The organism is Bradyrhizobium sp. (assembly GCF_035935975.1).
Classification (GTDB): Bacteria; Pseudomonadota; Alphaproteobacteria; order Rhizobiales; family Xanthobacteraceae; genus Bradyrhizobium.
Genome location: NZ_DASYWN010000044.1, coordinates 73442 through 94799, shown reverse-complemented (window position 1 = coordinate 94799; position 21358 = coordinate 73442). Strand labels below are relative to the sequence as shown.

The window sequence follows — 21358 nt, the reverse complement described above, 5'->3', positions numbered from 1 at the left end:
AGGAAGAGCCATCATGACATCGCCAAAGCTCGACCGCCGCCAGATGCTGAAGCTCGAGGCCGCCGCGATTGCGGCTGCCGCAGCAGGCATGCCGGCTCCGGCGCTCGCCGCCAACCTCGTCGCCGAGCGCGATAACAGCGAACTGAAATGGGACAAGGCCGCCTGCCGGTTCTGCGGCACCGGCTGCTCCGTGATGGTCGCGACCAAGGACAACCGCGTCGTCGCCACCCATGGCGACATCAAGGCCGAGGTCAATCGCGGCCTCAACTGCGTCAAGGGTTACTTCCTCTCCAAGATCATGTACGGCCATGACCGGCTGACGCAGCCGATGCTGCGCAAGACCAACGGCAAGTACGACAAGAACGGCGACTTCACGCCGGTGTCCTGGAACGAAGCCTTCGACATCATGGAGGTGAAGTGGAAGGAGGCCTTCAAGAAGCGCGGGCCCAACGGCGTCGCCATGTTCGGCTCCGGCCAGTGGACGATCTGGGAAGGCTATGCGGCCTCGAAACTGTTCAAGGCCGGTTTCCGCACCAACAACATCGACCCCAATGCACGCCACTGCATGGCCTCGGCCGTCGCCGGCATGATGCGCACCTTCGGCATCGACGAGCCGGCCGGCTGCTATGACGACATCGAGGCGACCGACGCCTTCGTGTTGTGGGGCTCCAACATGGCGGAGATGCATCCCATCCTGTGGACGCGCCTTGCCGACCGCCGGCTGTCCGCGCCGCATGTCCGCGTCGCCGTGCTCTCCACCTTCGAGCACCGCTCGTTCGACCTCGCCGACATCGGCATGGTGTTCAAGCCGCAGACCGATCTCTACATCCTCAACGCCATCGCCAACCACATCATCAAGACCGGGCGGGTCAACAAGGACTTCGTTGCCGCCCATACCATCTTCCGGCGCGGCCAGACCGACATCGGTTACGGCCTGCGGCCCGAGCATCCGCTGCAGAAGAAGGCCACCGGCGCGGCGAAGGCAAACGACTCCACCGACATGAGCTATGACGAGTACGTCAAGTTCGTCTCGGACTACACGCTGGAGAAGGCGGCCGAGATGTCCGGCGTGCCGCTGAACCGTCTCGAGGCGCTCGCCGAGCTCTATGCCGATCCCAAGACCAAGGTGGTCTCGTTCTGGACCATGGGTTTCAACCAGCACACCCGCGGCGTCTGGTGCAACAACCTCGTCTACAACATCCATCTGTTGACCGGAAAGATCTCCTCGCCCGGCAACAGCCCGTTCTCGCTGACCGGCCAGCCCTCGGCCTGCGGCACCGCACGCGAGGTCGGCACCTTCTCGCACCGCCTGCCGGCCGACATGGTCGTGACCAACAAGGCGCATCGCGACCACGCCGAGCATCTCTGGCTGCTGCCCGAAGGCACCATTCCCGACAAGAACGGCGCCCACGCCGTGCTGCAAAGCCGGATGCTGAAGGACGGCCTGATCAACGCCTATTGGGTGCAGGTCAACAACAACCTCCAGGCCGGTCCCAACGCCAACGAGGAGACCTATCCGGGCTTCCGCAACCCCGACAATTTCATCGTGGTCTCGGACGCCTATCCGTCGGTGACGGCGCTCGCCGCCGACCTGATCCTGCCGACCGCGATGTGGGTGGAGAAGGAAGGCGCCTACGGCAATGCCGAGCGGCGCACGCAGTTCTGGCACCAGCTCGTCAAGGCGCCCGGCGACGCCAAGTCCGATCTCTGGCAGCTCATGGAGTTCTCCAAGCGCTTCAAGATCGAGGAAGTGTGGACGGAGGAGCTGATCGCCAAGAAGCCGGAGGTGCGCGGCAAGACGCTGTTCGACGTGCTCTACAAGAACGGCCAGGTCGACAAATTCCCGACCTCGGACATCGAGGACGGCTATTCCAACGAGGAGTCCAAGGCGTTCGGCTTCTACGTGCAGAAGGGGCTGTTTGAAGAATACGCCTCGTTCGGCCGTGGCCACGGCCACGACCTCGCGCCGTTCGACACCTATCACAAGGAGCGCGGCCTGCGCTGGCCTGTCGTCAACGGCCAGGAAACGAAATGGCGCTTCCGCGAAGGCAGCGACCCCTACGTCAAGCAGGGCACCGACGTGCAGTTCTACGGCTACCCCGACGGCAAGGCCCGCATCTTCGCCCTGCCTTTCGAGCCGGCGGCGGAATCGCCCGACAACGAATATCCGTTCTGGCTCTCGACCGGCCGCGTGCTGGAGCACTGGCATTCCGGCACCATGACGCGCCGCGTGCCCGAGCTTTACAAGGCGTTCCCCGAGGCCGTCTGCTTCATGCATCCCGACGACGCGGCCGAAGCCAAGCTCCGGCGCGGCGACGAAGTGAAGGTCGTCTCGCGCCGCGGCTTCATCCGCGCCCGCGTCGAGACACGCGGCCGCGACCGGCCGCCCCGTGGCCTCGTCTTCGTGCCGTGGTTCGACGAATCCAAGATGATCAACAAGGTGACGCTGGACGCCACCGATCCGATCTCGCTTCAAACCGACTACAAGAAATGCGCCGTGCGCATCGAGCGGGTGAACCTGTCATGATGAAACGATTTGGCATTGCTTTGCTCGCGGTCGCGATCGCCGCGGGCGCGAGCTCCCTGACCGCGCAGACCGTCAATTCGGGCCTGCGCGGCCCGACCCCGCTCAATGACGAAGGCCCGGCGCCGCCGATGCTGCCGAACCGCAACACGTCCGAGCGGGAGGTGCGCAACTATCCGGAGCAGCCGCCGGTGATCCCGCACACGATCGACGGCTACCAGATCGATCTCAACGGCAACAAGTGCCTGTCCTGCCACGCGCGGGCGCGCACCGCGGAATCGCAGGCGCCGATGGTCTCGATCACGCACTTCATGGACCGCGACGGCCAGTTCCTGGCCTCGATCTCGCCCCGGCGCTTCTTCTGCACCGAATGCCACGTGCCGCAGAACACCGCCAATCCGCCCGTCAGCAACGACTTCACCGACATCGACACGTTGCTGTCGCGCTCAAGCCCCGGTGGCCACCGATGACGACGACTGCTGACGAGCCAAAAGCCAAGCGCGGCTTCATCGCGCGCTGCTGGGATTTCGCGCTCGAACTCTGGCAGGTGCTGATCCGGCCGAGCTCGGTGTTCGGGCTCGGCGTGCTGGTGCTGGCCGGCTTCATGGCCGGCGTGATCTTCTGGGGCGGCTTCAACACCGCGCTGGAACTCACCAACACCGAGAAGTTCTGCACCGGCTGCCATGAGATGAAGGACAACGTCTACGCCGAGCTGAAGTCGACCATCCACTTCACCAACCGCTCCGGCGTGCGCGCGACCTGCCCGGACTGCCACGTGCCGCACAACTGGACCGACAAGATCGCGCGCAAGATGCAAGCCTCCAAGGAGGTCTGGGGCAAGATCTTCGGCACGATCGACACCCGCGAGAAGTTCCAGGATCATCGCCTCGAGCTCGCCGCGCATGAATGGGCGCGCTTCAAGGCCAACGATTCCCTGGAATGCCGCAACTGCCACAGCGCCGATTCCATGGATATCACCAAGCAGTCGCCGCGGGCCTCGGTGGCGCATCAGCGCTTCCTGTTCACCAAGGAAAAGACCTGCATCGACTGCCACAAGGGCATCGCTCACCATCTGCCCGACATGCGCGGCGTTCCCGGCTGGCAGTAGGGCTTGGCGGGGCCCGAGCAAGCGCCTCGTCCTTCGAGACGACCGCTTTCAGCGGTCTCCTCAGGATGAGGCTGAGCGGCATCTTTGCCTGTGAAAACTGCCGCCGCGCACTCCGTCCTCATCCTGAGGGCCCGCCAAAGGCGGGCGTCTCGAAGGATGGGCCGCGGAAACGGCCTTGGAATGCGATGGCCCTGCGCTTGAACCGGCGGGGCGAATGGTTAGTTTTGGGGGACGGCGAATCGCCTCGTTTCGCCCCTTCTCAAGACAGATATGGCCACTTTCACCCCGCATCAGGACGCCGCGCTCAAAGCCGTTGGCGACTGGCTCAAGGCAAAACCCGGCCGCAACGGCACGCCGCCGATCTTCCGGCTGTTCGGCTTTGCCGGCACCGGCAAGACCACGCTGGCGCGGCACATCGCCGAGGGCGTCGACGGCGAGGTGAAGTTCGCCGCCTTCACCGGCAAGGCGGCCCTCGTCATGCGCAACAAGGGCTGCGACGAGGCCTCCACCATCCACTCGCTGATCTACCGCGCCCGCGAATCCGGCGAGGAGCAGCCGAGTTTTGAGCTGTGGGACGACGCGCCGGCCTCCAAGGCCAAGCTGATCGTGATCGACGAATGCTCGATGGTCGACGCCGAGCTCGGCCGCGACCTGATGTCGTTCGACTGCCCGCTGCTGGTGCTTGGCGATCCCGCGCAGCTCCCGCCGATCCAGGGCGGCGGCTTCTTCACCAACACCGAGCCCGACGCGATGCTGACCGAGGTCCACCGCCAGGCCCAGGACGATCCGATCGTGCGGATGTCGATGGACGTCCGCGAGGGCCGCGAGCTCGACATCGGCCGTTACGGCGAGAGCGAGGTGGTGTCGCGGAAAGAACTCGACCCTGATCGCGTCATGGGCGCCGACCAGGTCCTGGTCGGCCGCAACAACACCCGCCGCGCCTACAACATGCGGGTGCGTCAGCGCCAGAACATCGAGGATGTCTTTCCGGTCGCCGGCGACAAGCTGGTCTGCCTGCGCAACAACCGCAAGAAGGGCCTGTTCAACGGCGGCCTGTGGCGCGTGAAGTCGCGCAACGCCTCGCGCTCGAAATCGCGCATCCTCTCGATGCGGCTGTCGCCCGACGAGGACTTTGGGCACAAGGTGACGAAGGTCTCGGTGCGCGCCGATTGCTTCGAGGGCGGCGTCGAGCAGATCGCCTGGGAGCAGCGCAAGCCCTATGACGAGTTCGACTACGGCTATGTGCTGACCGTGCACAAGTCGCAGGGCTCGCAATGGGACGACGTCGTGCTGTTCGACGAGAGCTTTGCGTTTCAGGACTCAAGGGCAAGGTGGCTCTACACGGGCATCACGCGGGCGGCGAAGCGGTTGAGCATCGTGGTTTAAGACGCCGCTGTCGTAGCCCGGATGGAGCGAAGCGTAATCCGGGGTCAGATCCGCGTGCGTGATTCCCGGATTTCGCTGCGCTCCATCCGGGCTACGATCCCTCCGCAACCCAATTCGTCACTTCCCCGCGACGAAATAAAAATCTTCCCGTCCGGGCGGCGAGCCGTAGGTGAACGGCTGCTGCTCGCGCTTGGTGGCAGACCAGACGTCGTCGCGGACGATGTCGAACAGCTTCCGGATCTCGATCTTCGGCACCTTGATCTCGCGGGCGAGCGCGGTGGCGAACGGGCTGTCGGCGCCGCCATCGCCGTCCATCGCGGTCTCGCCGTGCTTGGCGGCGTAGACCACCATGAACCCGGCGCCCGGCTCGATGTTGGAAAAGCCCTTGTCCACCAGCTTGAGCGACAGCGTCCGCTCCATGGTCGGCGCGAACGGATTGTCGCGGCACGCATCCAACATCACCAGCCGCACCTTTCGCGCCGCACCGACCGCGGCGATGACCTGCTCCAGCGCGACCGCCTGGGCCTCGGCATCCTTGTCGGCAGCGAGCTTGGCGTCGACGGGAACGAGATAATTCACGCCGCCGATCTCGAAGCCGTGACCGGCGTAATAGACCACAGCCCAGTCGGCCTTCTCCGCCTCGGCGGCGAAGGTCGCGAGCGCTTCGAAGAACTTGTCGCGGGTCAGATCGCTGACCGAGATCACGGTCTGGAAGCCGACATCGCGCAGCACGCCTGCGATCAGCTTCGCATCGCGCGGCGGATTGGGCAGGGCGTGGACGTTCTTGTAGGCGCCGTTGCCGACCACGAGCGCGACGCGGCGCCCGGTGGGCGCAGCCTGCTCCTGCGGCGTCAGCGCGGCGAGCCGCTGCTGCGCGACGGTGCGGGCGCGCGCGACGTCGTACTCGTCGAACCTCGTCAGCGAATAGGCCGCAGCGCGATAGTCGGCGCGGGCCTGGGCGAGATCCTTCTTGCGCTCGTAGATCTGGCCGCGGCCCGCATGGGCGCGGACGTTGTTCGGATTGATCTGGATGGATAGGTTGTAGTCCTTCAGCGCGGCGTCGAGATCGCCCTTCATCATGTAGACGTCGGCGCGATTGTTGATCGCGTAGACGTTCTTCGGTTGCTTCTCGATCAGGCCGTTGCAGTCGGCCAGGGCCAGGTCGTACTTGCCCATCATGCCGTAGGTGATGCAGCGGTGGCCGGCGATCTGCTGCGCGGTCGGATCGATCTTCGCGGCCTCGGCGAAATCGGCGATCGCGCCGTTGTAATCCCTCATCAGCGTGCGCACGCGGGCGCGATTGGTCCAGCCGAGCAGGAATTTGGGCGTGTACTTGATCGACAGGTTGAAATCGTCGAGCGCGCTTTGCAGCGCGCCGCGGCGAAGCTGGATGACGCCGCGATTGTTGTAGGGCACGCCGTAGGTCGGCCGCTTCTGGAGCGCGAGATTGTAGTCGGCCATCGCAAGGTCGTCCTTGCCGGAGCGCTCATAGGCGAGGCCGCGCAAATTGAGCGTCACGACGTTATCAGGATCGAGGTCGACCGCCATGGACAGGGTCTCGATGGCGTGGACGTAGTCACGCTTGTTGAGCAGGGTGTTGCCGCGCACCGAGAGCGCGATCCCTTTGTCCTTGCCGGTGAGGCGGTCGGCGTTGAGCAGGGTGTCGCAGGCCGTGGCGCGGGCCGCCAGCTCGGCCTGGCGGTCGCGGCAAATGGCGAGATCGTCGCCGGCTTGCGGCTCGGCCGCGGCGGCGAATGCGACGCCGGAGACCAGCGTGACGAGGGTCAGGGAAACCACGCGCAGCATGTTGTCAGGTCAGCTCCAGCCACCACTTTTTTAAGTCGATCGTCGATCGCGCGGGTTCATCTAGCGCGGAGTTCCGCATCCCGCCAAGCCGGCCCCGCATGCGGCATTTTTCACAGATTAGTGTCCGTCCCGGCGTAACAAACCCCGGCTGCGCCCGTATCTCAGGTGACGCGAAAATGCGGCCGGGCAGTCTGTTCGCCCGGCGCCAACCGACCTAGAGTGTCGCAAACTTCCGGAAAGAGGCCCGCCATGCGCCGTCCTGCCCTCCTGACCCTGCTTGCCGCGACCACCGCCCTGACGCTGGCCTTTGCCGTACCGTCCCGGGCCGCCGAGGACGCGGTGGTGATCCCCGCCCCGACCATGGACGCGCCGGCGGCGAGCGACATCCAGACTGCCGTGGTCGCCGGCGGCTGCTTCTGGGGTGTGCAGGGCGTCTTCCAGCACACCGCGGGCGTCGTCAACGCGGTCTCCGGTTATGCCGGCGGCACCAAGGCGACGGCCGACTACCAGACCGTCTCGGGCGGCCGGACCGGCCATGCGGAATCGGTCGAGATCAAGTACGACCCGAAGAAGATCTCCTATGGCAAGATTCTCCAGATCTACTTCTCGGTGGTGCACGATCCGACCCAGCTCAACCGCCAGGGCCCCGACATCGGCACGCAATATCGCTCGGCGATCTTCACCACCTCCGACGAGCAGAAGAAGGTGGCGGAGGCCTATATCGCCCAGCTCAACGGCGCCAAGGTGTTCGGCAAGCCGATCGTGACCAAGGTCGGCGCGCTGGAGGCGTTCTATCCGGCTGAGGCCTATCACCAGGATTACCTGACGCTGCATCCGAACCAGCCCTACATCGCCTATAACGACCTTCCCAAGGTCGAGAACCTGAAAAAGCTGTTCGCGGATAACTACATTGAGAAGCCGACGCTGGTGAACGCCAGCAAGGCCACCAACTGATCGGAAGATCGCAAAAGAAACGGGAGACCCATGCCCGACACCAAGACGAAAACCACCGACGACAAGGTCATCAAGAGCGAAGAGCAGTGGCGGCGCGAGCTGTCGCCGATGCAGTACGCGGTGCTGCGCGAGAAGGCGACCGAGCGTCCCTTCTCCGGCGAATATGAGCACGACCACCGTGCCGGCACTTACGTCTGCGCCGGCTGCGGCAACGTGCTGTTCGAGTCCGACGCCAAGTTCGATTCCGGCTGCGGCTGGCCGAGCTTCACCCAGCCCGCCGTCGAAAGCCATATCGACGAGGAGCACGATGCGAGCCACGGCATGATCCGCACCGAGGTGCTCTGCTCCAAGTGCAGCGGCCACCTCGGCCACGTTTTCCCGGATGGTCCTGGGCCGACCGGCCTGCGCTACTGCATCAATTCGGCGGCGCTGAAGCTCGAGCCGAAATAGCGCCAGCACAAAATGCCCAAATAAGGTTGCGGGCCGCCCGGTTCCCTCATGGAACCCGGCGGCCCGTTGTGCTTTTCTTTCTTTGGCGGTGCGGCCGATGCGCACAGTCCGGCGGCCGCCAGGGAGGATGTCATGACCCTCGGGACCATCCTGATCATTCTGGTGATCATCTATCTGCTGGGCGGCATGTCCGGCCGGATCGGCGGTTACGGCTATGGCATGGGCCATTCCGGCATGGGGATCGGCGGCGTCGTGCTCGTGGTGCTGATCGTCCTGCTGCTTCTTGGCAAATTGTAAACCATACAAGTCATTGAAATTACTAGATTTACAGCCTCTGCGGGGCTGCCATGCGTGGATTCATCATCTCCCATCGCAGGGGTCGCATTTCTGTCAAAACGGCCTATATTAGGGGGCGAAAATGACATGCGGCGGGCCCGCTCGATTGCGGCATCCGCCCTCCCAAACCCCACGCGCTTAAAGCCCCAGATAAGATCACGAGGTCTTTGACCATGCGTCCACTGCGTCCGTTCAACTTCAACACTTCTGCCGAGCTCTTCCCTGCCGCGATCCGCAAGAAGAAGCGTGCTGGCTTCACCTATCGCCGGTTCGGCACTGCGGCCGAAGCCGTGCAGTTCGCGATGGAGCAGTTGCCGACGGATTCGCTGAACGGCGCCTATCTCCAGGTCGAGGAAGCGCGTTTCGATCAGAACGGCATCCGCTCGCTCTATGAGAGCGAGGCCTTCCCGCTGCCGCGCCACCGCAAGCCGGAACCGGTCGCCGAGACCGACGCCGACGCGGCGTAAGTTTTCGCAAATCTCCGATGTGCGCGGAAAGCGCGATGGCCGAAAGGCTGTCGCGCTTTTTGCGTTTTAAGTTCTCCCTCTCCCGCTTGCGGGAGAGGTGCACCGAGATTGACGCTCGCTCTCAAATTCGCGGCTGCTTGTCGAGCCAGCGGCGGAGCAGGCGCACGTTGCGCATGTTGGCGCGGAACATGACGTCGAAGGCGTCGCCCGCGAACGGCACGATGCCGACCACGCCGTCGACCGCGACATTGCCGAGCATGCGCGCGGTGATGTACCAGGGCGCGCCGAGCGCGCGGGCCTCGCGCACCAGCCAGAGCGAGATCGCCGTGGTGATGATGTCGCCGACGACGGGGATCAGGCCGATCAGCCCGTCGATGCCGTAGCGGATATTGGTGCCGGGCAGGACGAAGGCGACGTCGAGCAGCTTTGCGATCGCCTCGATCCGCGCGATCCGCTGCTCGCGCGTCAGATTGCCGAACGGGTTGCCCGCGAACTGGCCGTCCTTGCCGAACTCGAAGCGAAACTCGCGAAAGCCCTGCTCCAGCGTCTCGGGGCGGATCTCGTGGCCGTCCTGGTCGATGATCGGCCCGCGCGCCTCGGTGCCCGAGAAGGTCGCGTGCGTGCGGCCCCCGGAACGGGGTTTGCGCGGAGCAATAATATCGTCGTCGGACATGGTCATGGTCTCTGGGGAACGCCCGGAAGTGGCAGAAGTTGCTGTGCCGCGCCCGAACGTCGCGCCGTCAGGTCGAGGCCGGCGCCGCGTCCGGCTCCTCGATGTATCTATGTACGAGCCAGGAGGAAATCACGGCCGGCACGAAGCCGACGAGGCCGTAGAGAATGAATTGCACCGCGCCGGAATCCGGCCCGCGCGAACTGTAGGTCAGCGAGGCCAGCACGAAGGCGAACAGACCGACCAGCAGCATGCGCAAGGCTGGACCGATCCGGCGGATGTGGATCAGGATGTCGTCGACCGCGCCGATCATCAGCGACGGCAGGAAGCCGAACAGATAGCTGTATTGCAGGGTCTTGAAGAACACGACGAACAGCTTGCCGACCTCGCCGAGGCTGGTCTGGGCCCAATAGCCGGACTGGTAGGTCGTCGTCAGCAGCAACAGGAACCCGCCGACGAAGGGGCCGACCAGCGCAAACACCAGATAGCGTTTCATCAGATACCCTCACACTCGCCCCGTTATAGCAGCGCCCCGGGAACCTTGAACAGCCGGGCACGGGCCCTCCCGGCGGGGAACAAGTGGCAATGCGACGAGTTCAGACAGGACCTCAAATTCTCCCTGTCGGATTGGAGCCGCCGATGTCCCGTAAATTTCTTCTGGCGACGATCACGCTGACAGCCCTGAGCGGCTTGTCGAGCCCGCCCGCTCTCGCGCAAGGCCACATGGGCACGCAGCAGGAGCAGAACGCCTGCTCGCGCGATGCGTCGCGCTTCTGCCGCAAGGACCTCGGCAATGACGGTGCGGTGCAGAGCTGCCTGCAGGCCAACCGGGCCAAGCTGTCGAAAGCGTGCAGCAAGGTGTTTCAGAGTCACGGCATGTGATGCGGCGTGACTCGCGCGCAACAATTGCGAATTCCTTCGCGATGACCATTGCAGCCGCTCGACAATGGCGCATACTTCGCTCGGGCGGCGCAGCACTTTTCGATTCGGACATCAGGAAATCGAGCGACCACATGCGGGATTGATATCCCGGCGTGAAGGCTGTGACATGCGGCAGATCAAGCCGCGTGCGGCGCCCCAAAATCAAGTGGCTCAAGCCCACGGAACTCGGGGACGCATTTTCCATGACACGCTACCGGACCATCGCAGCTCTCTTCGCCCTTTCCACCACCGCCATCGCAGTCCAGACATCGCCCGGCCTCGCCTTCTCGTCGGAAGCGCAGCAGATGTGCTCGGGCGATGCGATGCGGCTCTGCTCGAGTGAAATCCCTGATATCCACCGGATCACCGCCTGCATGGTGCGGAACAAGTCGCAGGTCAGCCCCGGCTGCCGCGCCGTGATGGACCGCGAGCACGCGGCCGCAGCAGCGGCGCGCAAGCGGGAAGCCGCGGCGCAGTAGCGATCATTCGCTCATTGAAGGTGTGATTCCGGGCTCGCGCTTCCGCCTTCGCTCTTCGAGCTTCGGCGGACAAGTCGCGCGCCCCGGAATGACGGAAGTGGTGGTCGCCTAGCTCAATCGCCCCACTGCGCGAACGCTTCGTTGAAGGCGCGCTCGCCGGGAGCGCCCTTCTCGATCGCGATGATGGCGCGGCGCTGGTTGGTGTAGACCATCGGCATGTCGAACCATGACCGCTCCTTCAGGAGCTGGATGTTGCGGGCGCGATCCGCATCGACATTGGAGAGGCCGACCAGGAACAGGGCCGTGATGCCGGTCGGGCCCTTCAGCGGATCCGTCACCTTCGAATCCGTGACCTTCACCGCATAGCCCGCCAGCGGCGTGCCGCGCGCCTGCTCGTTCGACTTCATCAGGATGCCCGGCACGTTGGTGATGCCGCCGCCGGCGAAATCCGCGGGAACGTTGAAGTTCAGTTCGACCGTGTGGCTCGCCGGCAGCGATGCGTCGGTGTTGCGCACGAACGACATCGTCATCTTGAACTTGCGGTCGGGAATCTCGATGTCGGCGCGCACGGCGACGTCGGCCTTCTGGTTGCCCGAGGCCTTGATCGGCTCGAGCCGCCACACCACCGAGCCGACATATTGCTTGCCCTTCGGATCGGACGGATCCTCGTCATAGAGCACGACCTTCTGCGCCACCGGCGCGACCGGCTGGTCGCTCGCCGAGGGCTGGCCGACGCGATCGGGAATCTTCGGCTTGGTCTGCGGCTGCGACGTATCCTTCGGCGCCTCCACCACCTGGGTCGGCGAGGACTTGAACAGGCCGCTCACGGTCTGCACCAGCGGCTTGCCCCAGAGGATGCCGGCGCCGACCAGGATCAGCACGATGCCGACGGCGATTGCGCTCTTGAACGGGAAGGCGGAGCCGCGCCGCTTGGGCTTCTTGCCGTCGCGCTCGAGGACGGGAATGTGCGGGCGCCCCGACGGCGGCCGCGGCGCATAGCGCTCGGCCTCCTCGATCGATTCGTCGTAGGAATAGGGCGCGTCCTGCTCGCCGACTCGGTTTTCCAGGCTCGGCTCCAGCCGGTCGAATTCCGGCGAGGGCGAGGGCACGTTGGCATAGGTGCGGCGCGCGGCGCGGTTGGCCTGCGCGGCGGCGCCGCCGAGATCGTTGGCGTCGGCCGTGATGTCGCGGAAGCCGCGGACGCCCGGCGCCGGCGGAGCGCCGGCATCCGGCGGACGGCGCGGACCGGCGCGATCGCGTCCGGCCGCCGGGGGAGCCGGGGGCTCCGGCATCGGCGGCGGGGGCGCGGCCGGACCCGGCTGGCGCGGCGCATCGAAACGCGGGGCGCGCGGCGAACGCTGGGCATCGCCGCCCTGGTCGTCGACATTGATGGACGGGCGGTCGGCGCGTGGCGGCATCGGCGCCGGACGGGTCCGCGGGGGACCTGCAGGCGGAGCCGCCGCTGGGCCACCCTCGGCGGCACGGGTGCTGGCCCTGCGGAACGCATCGCCGCTGCCACCGCGCCCACCGCCGCCACCACCACCACCAGGGCGGGAGGCTTCGCGGGCGCGCTGGGCGGCCTCCGATTCCACCTTGCGGACGGCCTCTTCCAGCGACAGCCGTTCGCGGGTGATCTCGGATTCGGAGAGCGGCGGCTGAACGCTGCGGAGCTGCGCGATCAGGGCCGTGCGCGCCCGCTCATAGAGCGCGCGACGGCTTTCGCCGGGAGCATTGGGGTCCAGGGCGGCAATAGCGCGGGCGATCAGCGGATAGTAATCAGCCATTTCTACTCAACTATACGCACGTCCTGGTAAGAGATCGTTAAGCCTCAAACGGATTTTGAACGAGGATAGTATCTTCGCGTTCGGGGCTGGTGGAAAGCAGCGCCACCGGGCACCCCACCAATTCCTCGATCCGGCGGACATATTTGATGGCCTGGGCCGGCAGCTGCGCCCATGACCGGGCGTTGGCGGTCGGCTCCTTCCAGCCCTCGATGGTCTCGTAGATCGGCTCGACCCGGGCCTGGGCACCCTCGCCGGCCGGGAAATGGTCGATCTCCTTGCCGTCCAGCTTGTAGCCGGTGCAGACCTCGATCGTGTCGAAGCCGTCGAGGATGTCGAGCTTGGTCAGCGCGAGGCCATTGATGCCGCAGGTGCGGACCGCCTGGCGGACCAGCACGGCGTCGAACCAGCCGCAGCGGCGCGGACGGCCGGTGTTGGTGCCGAACTCGCGGCCGCGCTCGCCGATCTTGCGGCCGATCTCGTTGTCCTGCTCGGTCGGGAACGGGCCCTGGCCGACGCGGGTCGTGTAGGCCTTGCACAGGCCGAGCACGTAGCCGACCGCACCCGGCCCGAGGCCGGCGCCGGTCGCGGCCTGCGCCGCCACCGTGTTGGACGAGGTGACGTAAGGATAGGTGCCGTGGTCGACGTCGAGCAGCGCTCCTTGCGCGCCCTCGAACAGCATGCGCTTGCCGGCGCGACGCTCGATGTCGAGCAGCCGCCACACCGTCTCGGCGTAAGGCAGCAGCTGCGGCGCCAGCGCGCTCAGCTCGTTCAGGATCTCCTTGCCGTCGAACTCCGGCAGATTGAGGCCGCGGCGGAGCGCATTGTGGTGCGCCAGCAGCCGGTCGATCTTGTGCGGTAGGGTGTTGAGATCGGCGAGGTCCATCAGGCGGATGGCGCGGCGGCCGACCTTGTCCTCATACGCCGGTCCAATGCCGCGGCGGGTGGTGCCGATCGCGGTCGCCGCGTTGGAGGACTCGCGCAGGGCGTCGAGCTCGCGGTGCAGCGGCAGGATCAGGGTGACATTCTCGGCAACGCGCAGATTCTCCGGCGAGACCGCGACGCCCTGCGAGCGCAGCTTGGTGACCTCGTCGAGGAAGGCGGCGGGATCGAACACGACACCGTTGCCGATCACCGACAGCTTCTGGTCGCGCAGCACGCCGGAGGGCAGCAGCGCCAGCTTGTAGGTCGCGCCGTTGATCACCAGCGTGTGGCCGGCGTTATGGCCGCCCTGGAAGCGGACGACGATGTCCGCCTGCTCCGACAACCAGTCGACGATCTTGCCCTTCCCTTCGTCGCCCCACTGGGCGCCGACGACGACAACGTTGGCCATTCGCGGGTAATCCCTATTCAATCTGTCTCTAGGAGACATGATCCTCGCGGAAAACCGGTGCCCACTTTTCCGGGATCATGCCTGCGCCCAGCCCAATCCGCGGCCCAGGGCCGCTCGCATGCAAGGCAGCCAACCGGATAAAGGAAGCAGCCCCTCTAGGCAAGCAAGATCGGGGCTTTTTCGAGGTCTGCAAGGCATCCCAAGCCTTTGATATCCCCTTAAAATTTGGAAACTTTCGGGGCTGCCGGGCAGTCCGGTTGACGCGCATCAAGCGTTCCGGCCCGCAATTGCGGCAAGGGATGACCGTCACCTCAGCAGCTTACCCTTCTCAGGCCCCAAGGCCTCCATTTTCGGACATGCCGTGACCAAGCCACCGAACAGCCAAACGGGCCAATTCTGGCTCCTCTCCGCTGACGCACTCTGCACCCGGCTCGGCTGCTCCCTGCAGGGCCTGCGCAGCACTGAGGCCACTGAGCGCCTCCGCCGTTTCGGGCCGAACAGCGATGCCCCGCCGCGGATCGAAGGGGCGGCACGCGCGATCCTGCGCCGGCTGCTGGAGCCGCTGTCGCTGATCCTGCTGGTGGCCGGCATCGTCTCGATGCTGACCGGCGACGACATCGGCGGCCTCATCATCGTGCTGATTCTCACGCTCTCGATCGGGCTCGACACCGTCCAGGAGGGCCACGCAGTCCGCGCCGCCGAGATCCTCCGCCGCTCGGTGGCGCTCAAGGCCGAGGTCCGGCGCGACGGCGCCTTCCGCGAGATCGAGGTCGACCACGTCGTTCCCGGCGACCTGCTGCGGGTCCGCGCCGGCGACATCATCCCCGCCGACGCGCTGGTCCTGGAGAGCACCGCCTTCACCTCGGGCGAGGCCGCGCTCACCGGCGAGCCCTATCCGGTGCCGAAGCACGCCGGCGCCGCCACCGATCCCGACGACACCTCGAATGCGCTGTTCCGCGGCGCCGTGGCGCAGACGGGCGAGGCCATCGCGCTGGTCGTCAGGACCGGCCGCGACACCGTGTTCGGCGCGGCGGCCTCGGCCCTGGCCGAGACGCAGGCGCCCTCCCCGTTCGAGCGGGACCTGCGCGAATTCGGCCTGGTGGTCGCGCGCGCAACGCTCGCGCTGGTGCTGGTCGTGCTCGCCGTCCGCGTCATCTTCGGCCGCGAGGTGCTGGATTCACTGCTGTTCGCGGTCGCGCTCGCGGTCGGGCTGACGCCGGAGCTGCTGCCGATGATCACCACGGTGACGCTGTCGCGCGGCGCGCTGCGCATGGCCGGGCGCAAAGTGATCGTGAAGCGTCTTGCCGCGATCCACGATCTCGGCGCCATGACGGTGCTGTGCACGGACAAGACGGGCACGCTGACCTCGGCCGAGATCACGCTGGCGAGGAGCATCGATGCCGCCGGCAAGGACGATGCCCGCGCCGCGCAGCTCGGTGCCATCGCGGCCTCGCTCGGCGGCGACCGCGGCGCGCTCGATGCTGCGCTCGTCGCCGGCCGGCCGGATGCCGCGCAAGGCTGGACCCTGGCCGGGCGGCAGGCGTTCGACTTTTCGCGCCGGCTCGGATCTGTGCTCGCGACCGGCCCCGAAGGCCCGCTGCTGATCGTGAAGGGCGCGCCGGAAGCCGTGCTCGAACTGTGCACGATGGACGAGAGCGCGCGCATTGCGGCGCTGGCAGGCGTGCACGGGCTCGCAAGCGAGGGCCTGCGCACCGTCGCCATCGCCTCGCGGGTCTGGAGCGGCGCGCTGCGCGAGGTCGAGACGGACGACGAGACCGGTCTCGTCTTCGAAGGTTTTTGCGCCTTCGCCGATCCGCCGAAGCCGACGGCCGCAGCGGCCATTGCGCGGCTCGCCGCAAGCGGCGTGGGGCTGAAGATCCTGTCGGGCGACGACCCCGTCGTGGTGAAGCGGCTCGCCGGCCTGGTCGGGCTGAATCCCGAGCGCGTACTGTCGGGCGCCGACATCGCCGCGCTCAGCGACGAGGCGCTCGCCGTGCAGGTGCGCTCCGTCGATGCGTTCGGACGGCTCGCGCCGGACCAGAAGTCGCGCATCGTGAAGGCGCTGCAGGCGGGCGGCGAGGTGGTCGGCTTCCTCGGCGACGGCATCAACGACGCGCCGGCCCTGAAGGTCGCCGACGTCGGATTGTCGGTCGACGGCGCGACCGGCGTCGCCCAGGCCGCCGCCGACATGATCCTGCTCGCCTCCGACCTCGAAGTCGTCGCCGACGGCGTCGAGGAAGGGCGGCGCACCTTCGCCAACATCCTCAAATATGTCCGCATGGGCGCGAGCTCGAACTTCGGCAACATGCTGTCGATGGCGGCGGCCTCGCTGGCGCTGCCGTTCCTGCCGATGCTGCCGACCCAGATCCTGCTCAACAATTTGCTCTACGATCTCTCCGAGCTCGGCATTCCCTTCGACCGCGTCTCCGCGCAGGCGACCGCGCAGCCGCAGGTCTGGAGCATGTCACGCCTGGTGCGTTTCGCCGCGATCATGGGACCGCTGTCGTCGGTGTTCGACGCCCTGACCTTCCTTGCGCTGCTGTTCCTGTTCAAGGCCTCGCCGGACGAATTCCGCACCGCCTGGTTCATCGAATCCATGGCGACGCAGATCCTGGTCATCTTCATCATCCGAACCAACGGACGGCCCTGGCGCAACTGGCCCGATCCCGCGCTCGCGGCATCCTCCCTGATCGCGCTGCTCGTCGCGATGGTGCTGCCGTTCACGCCGCTCGGAGCCTGGTTCGGCTTCGTCGCGCCGCCGCCGATCGTCATGGCCGGCATCGCGTTTCTCGTCGTCGTCTATCTCGCCTGCGCCGAACTGTTGAAACCGTTCGCGATCCGCAGCGGACGCAGGCGATGAAAGTTTGTGACCGCAATATTTCAGGCAGCTCCGGACCCGCACAAATTTCAGACGGCCGTGATTGACGCACGTCAACCACGCTCACCGCTGCACAACTCATAATATCGGCCGCGATCACCCCGGAGCCGTCGCGGCGGGCCATGCTTCCGCCCCGACGGCGCAGCGAGGCCACGAGAGATGTCACGCAGCTTTGATGCCATTGCCATCGGATCCGGGCTCGGCGGCCTGACGGCGGCGGCATTGCTCGCCCGCGCCGGCCACAAGGTTCTGGTGCTCGAGCGCAACCACAGTTTCGGCGGAGCGGCCACGGTCTATCGTCACGGCCCGCTTGCAATCGAGGCTTCGCTGCACGAGATCGACGGCCTGGATGCATCCGATCCCAAGCTGCCGATTCTGCGCGCGCTCGGCCTTGATCGCGATTTGCCGTTCGTCGATGTCGGTGTGCTGCACGAGGTGCGAAGCCCGCTGTTCGAGCAGCCCTTCGTGATGCCGCACGGTCTCGACGCCGCGGCCGCCGCCGCGACGGCGCAGTTTCCGGGGCAGGCGAAAGGCATTGCACAATATTTCGAGCGCATCGATGCCGTCCGGCAGGCGGTCGCGTTGATGAGCGAGCATCAGGACGACCGCGACTGGTGGCTCTGGAATGCGCCAACATTGCCGTGGCGGCTGTGGCCGCTGATCCGCGACCGGCACGCGACCTTGGGCGACGTGCTCGCGCGCCTGTTCGGCGACAGCGAGGCGATCAAGCTCGCGCTCGCCTCCAACCTCAGCTACTACACCGACGATCCCGACACGATGCCTTTCATCCCGTTCGCAATTCCGCAGGCCTCCTATCTCGTTGGCGGGGGCCACTATGTCCGCGGCGGATCGCAGGCGCTCAGCGACCGGCTGGTCGCGATCATCCGCGACGCCGGCGGCGCCGTGGAGGCGGGGCGCGAGGTCGAAGCTATCCTCGTCGACGGCAACAGCACCCGCGGCGTGCGCCATCGCGCGGCGGGGACCGACGATGTGCGCGAGGAGCTGGCACCGATCGTGCTCGGCAACGCGGCTCCCTCCGTGCTGGCATCGATGTTGCCGCAGGACAAGCGTGCTGCGTTCCTGTCACGCTACGAAGGTCGGCGACCGTCGATCTCGCTGTGGAGCGTCGCGATCGGCCTCAGCCGCCCGTCGCGCGAATTCGGCGTCAGGCACTATTCGACCAGCGTGCTGCCGGGCTGGCTGACGCACCTGTCCGGATTGCGCGAGGCCGGCGCGATGCCGGGCGAGGATTCGCCGGCACGTCTGCCTCCTTACGGCTTCGTCGCCTACGACCAGATCGATTCGGGCCTGAACGAGCAAGGGCCTTATCTCGGCGCACTCGTCGGGGTCGACCGGCTCGCGAACTGGACCGGTCTCTCCGCCGAGGCCAAGCGCTCGCGCAAGGAGCGCTGGATGGACCTCCTCATTGCCGATCTCGACCGGCAGTATCCGGGCATTGCCGGCGCGATCGTGCAGCGGGAGATGTCGACCTCGGAAACTTTTGCGCATTACCTCAACACGCCGGGCGGCGCCGTCTACGGCTTCGCACCACAGACACGCGGTTTCGCGCCTGCGCCGGCGACCGCGATCGATGGCCTCTATCTCGCATCGGCGTTTACGGGCAGCGGAGGCTTCACCGGCGCCATTCTCGGCGGTGGATGGGCCGCGCGCGCTGCCATGCGCCCGGACGCCAGATCCTCCTGAAGTTCCTCCGCTTCCCGCGGCGCATGGAGGCGATGCGCCTCGCCCCATTGATATCAGGCACATTTCCGTGTCTTTGAATGACGCCGGGCGATCAGCCGGCCCGGACAGTTCCGGGCCGGGGCCTCGGCGTATACGCGGGGCCATAACAATCACAATGTCCGCCACCGGCCAGACCACCAGCACCGAGACATCCGGTCACAACTGGATCGCCAACCAGCCTTATCTGCTGCTCAGCATCACTGCGCTGTGCTGGGCCGGCAACGCCATCGTCGGGCGGCTCGCCGCCGGCCATATTCCGCCGGTCACGCTGTCGTTCCTGCGCTGGTCGTTCGCCTTTCTGCTGGTGCTGCCGTTCGCCTGGAAACACCTGGTGCAGGACTGGCCCGCGATCCGCGGCAAGCTCGGCCTGATGGTGACGCTCTCGATCACCGGCATCGGCGCCTTCAACACGCTGCAATATTGGGCGCTGGAGCACACTCAGGCGCTCAACACGCTGCTGCTGCAGTCGGCCGCGCCGCTGCTGGTGGCGCTGTGGTCGCTGGTCATCCTCGGCATCCGCCTCACCGCGGCGCAGGCCTTCGGCGTGCTGCTGTCGATGTGCGGCGTGCTGACCATCCTGCTGCATGGCGACTTCACCACCCTGTCGAACATCGAGTTCAACAAGGGCGACCTCATCTTCATCGTCGCGCTGCTGATCTTCGCGCTCTATTCGGTGCTGAGCCTGAAGCGGCCCCCGATCCACGGCCTGTCGTTCCTCGCCTTCACCTTCGGCGCCGGCGCCGCCTGTCTCATTCCGCTCGAGATCTGGGAATTGTCGGCGCGCCCCGTCATGAAGCTCGACGCGCCGAACCTGCTCACCCTGTTTTATGTCGCCGTGTTTCCGTCCACGCTCGCCTATCTCTGCTTCAATCGCGGCGTGCGCCTGATCGGCGCCAACCGCGCCGCACCGTTCTTCCACGTCGTGCCGGTGTTCGGCTCGATCATGGCGATGGTCTTCCTCGGCGAACACCCGCAAGCCTTCCATTTCATCGGCTTCGCACTGGTGCTGTCGGGCGTGTTCGCGGCATCGCGGAAGCAGACGGCGTAGCCTCCACTTCGATCCAAGCACGCCGAGCCCCTACGTCGTCTTGAACTTGCTGTAGGCCTGCTCGGTCGCGATGATCACATGTTCGGCACAGGCGTTGCGGCGATGCGGGTCGGCCTGCCGCTCGTAGGACTCCGACGTCATCATGTCGAGGAAAGCCGCGACCGACGGGTAATAGACCAGCGCGACGAAATCCCATTCGTTGCCCGCGTGCGGACCGAGCGCGACCGCCTTGGCCTCGCCGGTCCAGAGCAGCGTGCCGCCGCGCGCCTTGATCATCGGCACGGTGATGGCGCTGTAACGGAGATAAGCGTCCCAGCCCGAGCCATCGCCGTCGCGCGAGCGATCGTGGAAGCGCATCAGGTTCAGCATCACCACGGGCGCCTGGCGATCGAGCCGCTCCAGGCCTTCGATGTTCAACATATTGACCGCCAATGGCACCTCCTCAGGTCATGCCTGCATTGTAGCATTGCGGAGGCGTGACTTGTGTCACGGCGGCAATCGGGCGCAAGGTCGTATCCGACGCCAATGACGATCGCTTCACCCGCGCCACCGGCCTCGAATCCGGCCAGTTGGCTCAACAACCAGCCATATCTGCTGCTCAGCCTGAGCTCGCTGTTCTGGGCCGGCAACATCGTGCTCGCGCGCCATGTCGGCGCGCATGTGCCGCCGTTGACGGTGACCACGATCCGCTGGTTCGGCGTGTTCCTGATCCTGCTGCCGTTCTCCTGGCCGCATCTGAAACGCGACTGGCCGGCCTTGCGCCGGAGCCTGCCGCTGATGCTGTTCCTGTCGCTGGTCGGCTTCGCCTTCAACAACGCGATCTCCTACTGGGCCCTGCAATACACCGAGGCGCTGAACGCGCTGCTGATCCAGTCGGCCGGGCCGCTGTTCGTGGCGCTGTGGTCGCTGGTGCTGTTCGGCGTGCGGCTGACGCGCGGACAGCTCGCCGGCATCGCGATCTCGCTGCTCGGCGTGCTCATCATCATCCTGCGCGGCGATCTCGCGGCGCTGGCGAGCATCTCGTTCAACAGAGGCGACCTCATGTTCGCCTCCTCGCTGATTGCGTTCGGGATCTACTCCGCCTTCATCCCGCGCCGGCCGAAGGTTCATCAGCTCTCCTTCCTGTCCTTCACCACCTGCTGCGGCGCGATGATGCTGCTGCCGACCGCGGTCTGGGAGGCCTGGAGCGGCAATGTCATGCAATTCGACACCGTGACGCTGCTGACGCTCGGCTACATCCTGATCTTCCCCTCGACGCTCGCCTATCTGTTCTTCAACCGCGGCGTCGCGCTGATCGGGCCGAACCGGGCCGCGCCGTTCTTCCATCTGGTGCCGGTGTTCGGTTCGGCGATGGCGATCCTGCTGCTCGGCGAGAAGCTCCAGCCGTTTCATCTGGTCGGCTACGCGCTGGTGCTCGCCGGCGTCGTGATCGCCTCGCGCCAGGGCTCGGCGGTGAAGTAATTCCGCGCCGCGG

Annotated in this window: 20 protein-coding genes; 14 read left to right on the top strand and 6 right to left on the bottom strand. The window is 66.1% G+C overall.

Annotated features, from left to right (window positions below):
* The first annotated feature begins 13 nt into the window (after positions 1-13).
* The 4 genes from napA to VGR99_RS26665 all read left to right on the top strand — a co-directional run bounded on the left by napA (position 14) and on the right by VGR99_RS26665 (position 5018).
* Entirely contained in the window at positions 14-2527 is a 2514-nt protein-coding gene (napA, locus tag VGR99_RS26680) for a nitrate reductase catalytic subunit NapA (RefSeq protein ID WP_326902675.1), read from the top strand.
* On the top strand, positions 2524-2994 hold the full coding sequence (locus VGR99_RS26675) for a nitrate reductase cytochrome c-type subunit (RefSeq protein WP_326902674.1): 471 nt from the start codon (positions 2524-2526) through the stop codon (positions 2992-2994). Before napA ends, VGR99_RS26675 begins: the two co-directional genes overlap by 4 nt.
* Complete coding sequence (locus VGR99_RS26670; protein WP_326902673.1) at positions 2991-3632, top strand: NapC/NirT family cytochrome c; 642 nt, start codon at positions 2991-2993, stop codon at positions 3630-3632. Before VGR99_RS26675 ends, VGR99_RS26670 begins: the two co-directional genes overlap by 4 nt.
* A gap of 270 nt (positions 3633-3902) precedes the next feature.
* Positions 3903-5018, top strand: coding sequence for an ATP-dependent RecD-like DNA helicase (locus tag VGR99_RS26665; RefSeq protein WP_326902672.1), 1116 nt, complete (start codon positions 3903-3905; stop codon positions 5016-5018).
* Between the two features lie 117 nt (positions 5019-5135).
* Here VGR99_RS26665 and VGR99_RS26660 read toward each other — a convergent pair whose 3' ends face one another.
* Positions 5136-6824: a tetratricopeptide repeat protein gene (locus VGR99_RS26660; protein ID WP_326902671.1), complete on the bottom strand. Its 1689-nt coding sequence runs from the start codon at positions 6822-6824 to the stop codon at positions 5136-5138.
* A 249-nt stretch (positions 6825-7073) separates the two neighbouring features.
* On the opposite strand from VGR99_RS26660, the gene msrA reads away from it, so the two are divergent.
* The 4 genes from msrA to VGR99_RS26640 all read left to right on the top strand — a co-directional run bounded on the left by msrA (position 7074) and on the right by VGR99_RS26640 (position 9031).
* Complete coding sequence (msrA, locus tag VGR99_RS26655; RefSeq protein ID WP_326902670.1) at positions 7074-7778, top strand: peptide-methionine (S)-S-oxide reductase MsrA; 705 nt, start codon at positions 7074-7076, stop codon at positions 7776-7778.
* A 30-nt stretch (positions 7779-7808) separates the two neighbouring features.
* Positions 7809-8228, top strand: a complete 420-nt coding sequence (msrB, locus tag VGR99_RS26650) for a peptide-methionine (R)-S-oxide reductase MsrB (protein WP_254136529.1) — start codon at positions 7809-7811, stop codon at positions 8226-8228.
* A gap of 132 nt (positions 8229-8360) precedes the next feature.
* On the top strand, positions 8361-8525 hold the full coding sequence (locus tag VGR99_RS26645; protein WP_326902669.1) for a DUF3309 family protein: 165 nt from the start codon (positions 8361-8363) through the stop codon (positions 8523-8525).
* Between the two features lie 212 nt (positions 8526-8737).
* Entirely contained in the window at positions 8738-9031 is a 294-nt protein-coding gene (locus VGR99_RS26640) for a hypothetical protein (RefSeq protein WP_027532521.1), read from the top strand.
* Positions 9032-9152: 121 nt separating this feature from the next.
* On the opposite strand, the gene VGR99_RS26635 is transcribed toward VGR99_RS26640, so the two are convergent.
* Together VGR99_RS26635 and VGR99_RS26630 are read right to left on the bottom strand one after the other, a co-directional pair.
* A complete protein-coding gene (locus VGR99_RS26635) occupies positions 9153-9710 on the bottom strand; it encodes a DUF4112 domain-containing protein (RefSeq protein WP_326902668.1) in 558 nt (185 codons plus the stop codon).
* 61 nt (positions 9711-9771) lie between these two features.
* Positions 9772-10197 (bottom strand): DUF5413 family protein, encoded by a 426-nt coding sequence (locus VGR99_RS26630; protein ID WP_326902667.1) that lies wholly within the window; start codon positions 10195-10197, stop codon positions 9772-9774.
* A gap of 143 nt (positions 10198-10340) precedes the next feature.
* Between VGR99_RS26630 and VGR99_RS26625 the strand changes: the two genes are divergently transcribed.
* Entirely contained in the window at positions 10341-10583 is a 243-nt protein-coding gene (locus VGR99_RS26625; RefSeq protein ID WP_326902666.1) for a hypothetical protein, read from the top strand.
* A gap of 152 nt (positions 10584-10735) precedes the next feature.
* Positions 10736-11101, top strand: coding sequence for a hypothetical protein (locus tag VGR99_RS26620; protein ID WP_414645178.1), 366 nt, complete (start codon positions 10736-10738; stop codon positions 11099-11101).
* A 113-nt stretch (positions 11102-11214) separates the two neighbouring features.
* Here VGR99_RS26620 and VGR99_RS26615 read toward each other — a convergent pair whose 3' ends face one another.
* A complete protein-coding gene (locus tag VGR99_RS26615; protein ID WP_326902664.1) occupies positions 11215-12885 on the bottom strand; it encodes a hypothetical protein in 1671 nt (556 codons plus the stop codon).
* A gap of 37 nt (positions 12886-12922) precedes the next feature.
* The gene (locus tag VGR99_RS26610) at positions 12923-14215 is read right to left on the bottom strand and encodes an adenylosuccinate synthase (RefSeq protein ID WP_326902663.1); all 1293 of its coding nucleotides are present in this window, start codon (positions 14213-14215) and stop codon (positions 12923-12925) included.
* A gap of 361 nt (positions 14216-14576) precedes the next feature.
* On the opposite strand from VGR99_RS26610, the gene mgtA reads away from it, so the two are divergent.
* The 3 genes from mgtA to VGR99_RS26595 all read left to right on the top strand — a co-directional run bounded on the left by mgtA (position 14577) and on the right by VGR99_RS26595 (position 19884).
* Complete coding sequence (mgtA, locus tag VGR99_RS26605) at positions 14577-17075, top strand: magnesium-translocating P-type ATPase (protein ID WP_326902662.1); 2499 nt, start codon at positions 14577-14579, stop codon at positions 17073-17075.
* 177 nt (positions 17076-17252) lie between these two features.
* On the top strand, positions 17253-18797 hold the full coding sequence (locus VGR99_RS26600; RefSeq protein ID WP_326902661.1) for an NAD(P)/FAD-dependent oxidoreductase: 1545 nt from the start codon (positions 17253-17255) through the stop codon (positions 18795-18797).
* A 154-nt stretch (positions 18798-18951) separates the two neighbouring features.
* The gene (locus VGR99_RS26595) at positions 18952-19884 is read left to right on the top strand and encodes a DMT family transporter (RefSeq protein ID WP_326902660.1); all 933 of its coding nucleotides are present in this window, start codon (positions 18952-18954) and stop codon (positions 19882-19884) included.
* Between the two features lie 30 nt (positions 19885-19914).
* Here VGR99_RS26595 and VGR99_RS26590 read toward each other — a convergent pair whose 3' ends face one another.
* Positions 19915-20304 (bottom strand): DUF1330 domain-containing protein, encoded by a 390-nt coding sequence (locus VGR99_RS26590; RefSeq protein ID WP_414645187.1) that lies wholly within the window; start codon positions 20302-20304, stop codon positions 19915-19917.
* A gap of 105 nt (positions 20305-20409) precedes the next feature.
* Here VGR99_RS26590 and VGR99_RS26585 point away from each other — a divergent pair, with 105 nt between their 5' ends.
* A complete protein-coding gene (locus VGR99_RS26585; RefSeq protein WP_326902658.1) occupies positions 20410-21345 on the top strand; it encodes a DMT family transporter in 936 nt (311 codons plus the stop codon).
* The last annotated feature ends 13 nt before the right edge of the window (positions 21346-21358 follow it).

Coding starts and splice junctions, on each gene's coding strand:
- napA (WP_326902675.1), top strand. CDS start 14: ATGACATCGCCAAAGCTCGACCGCCGCCAGATGCTGAAGCTCGAGGCC.
- VGR99_RS26675 (WP_326902674.1), top strand. CDS start 2,524: ATGATGAAACGATTTGGCATTGCTTTGCTCGCGGTCGCGATCGCCGCG.
- VGR99_RS26670 (WP_326902673.1), top strand. CDS start 2,991: ATGACGACGACTGCTGACGAGCCAAAAGCCAAGCGCGGCTTCATCGCG.
- VGR99_RS26665 (WP_326902672.1), top strand. CDS start 3,903: ATGGCCACTTTCACCCCGCATCAGGACGCCGCGCTCAAAGCCGTTGGC.
- VGR99_RS26660 (WP_326902671.1), bottom strand. CDS start 6,824: ATGCTGCGCGTGGTTTCCCTGACCCTCGTCACGCTGGTCTCCGGCGTC.
- msrA (WP_326902670.1), top strand. CDS start 7,074: ATGCGCCGTCCTGCCCTCCTGACCCTGCTTGCCGCGACCACCGCCCTG.
- msrB (WP_254136529.1), top strand. CDS start 7,809: ATGCCCGACACCAAGACGAAAACCACCGACGACAAGGTCATCAAGAGC.
- VGR99_RS26645 (WP_326902669.1), top strand. CDS start 8,361: ATGACCCTCGGGACCATCCTGATCATTCTGGTGATCATCTATCTGCTG.
- VGR99_RS26640 (WP_027532521.1), top strand. CDS start 8,738: ATGCGTCCACTGCGTCCGTTCAACTTCAACACTTCTGCCGAGCTCTTC.
- VGR99_RS26635 (WP_326902668.1), bottom strand. CDS start 9,710: ATGACCATGTCCGACGACGATATTATTGCTCCGCGCAAACCCCGTTCC.
- VGR99_RS26630 (WP_326902667.1), bottom strand. CDS start 10,197: ATGAAACGCTATCTGGTGTTTGCGCTGGTCGGCCCCTTCGTCGGCGGG.
- VGR99_RS26625 (WP_326902666.1), top strand. CDS start 10,341: ATGTCCCGTAAATTTCTTCTGGCGACGATCACGCTGACAGCCCTGAGC.
- VGR99_RS26615 (WP_326902664.1), bottom strand. CDS start 12,885: ATGGCTGATTACTATCCGCTGATCGCCCGCGCTATTGCCGCCCTGGAC.
- VGR99_RS26610 (WP_326902663.1), bottom strand. CDS start 14,215: ATGGCCAACGTTGTCGTCGTCGGCGCCCAGTGGGGCGACGAAGGGAAG.
- VGR99_RS26600 (WP_326902661.1), top strand. CDS start 17,253: ATGTCACGCAGCTTTGATGCCATTGCCATCGGATCCGGGCTCGGCGGC.
- VGR99_RS26595 (WP_326902660.1), top strand. CDS start 18,952: ATGTCCGCCACCGGCCAGACCACCAGCACCGAGACATCCGGTCACAAC.
- VGR99_RS26590 (WP_414645187.1), bottom strand. CDS start 20,304: ATGTTGAACATCGAAGGCCTGGAGCGGCTCGATCGCCAGGCGCCCGTG.
- VGR99_RS26585 (WP_326902658.1), top strand. CDS start 20,410: ATGACGATCGCTTCACCCGCGCCACCGGCCTCGAATCCGGCCAGTTGG.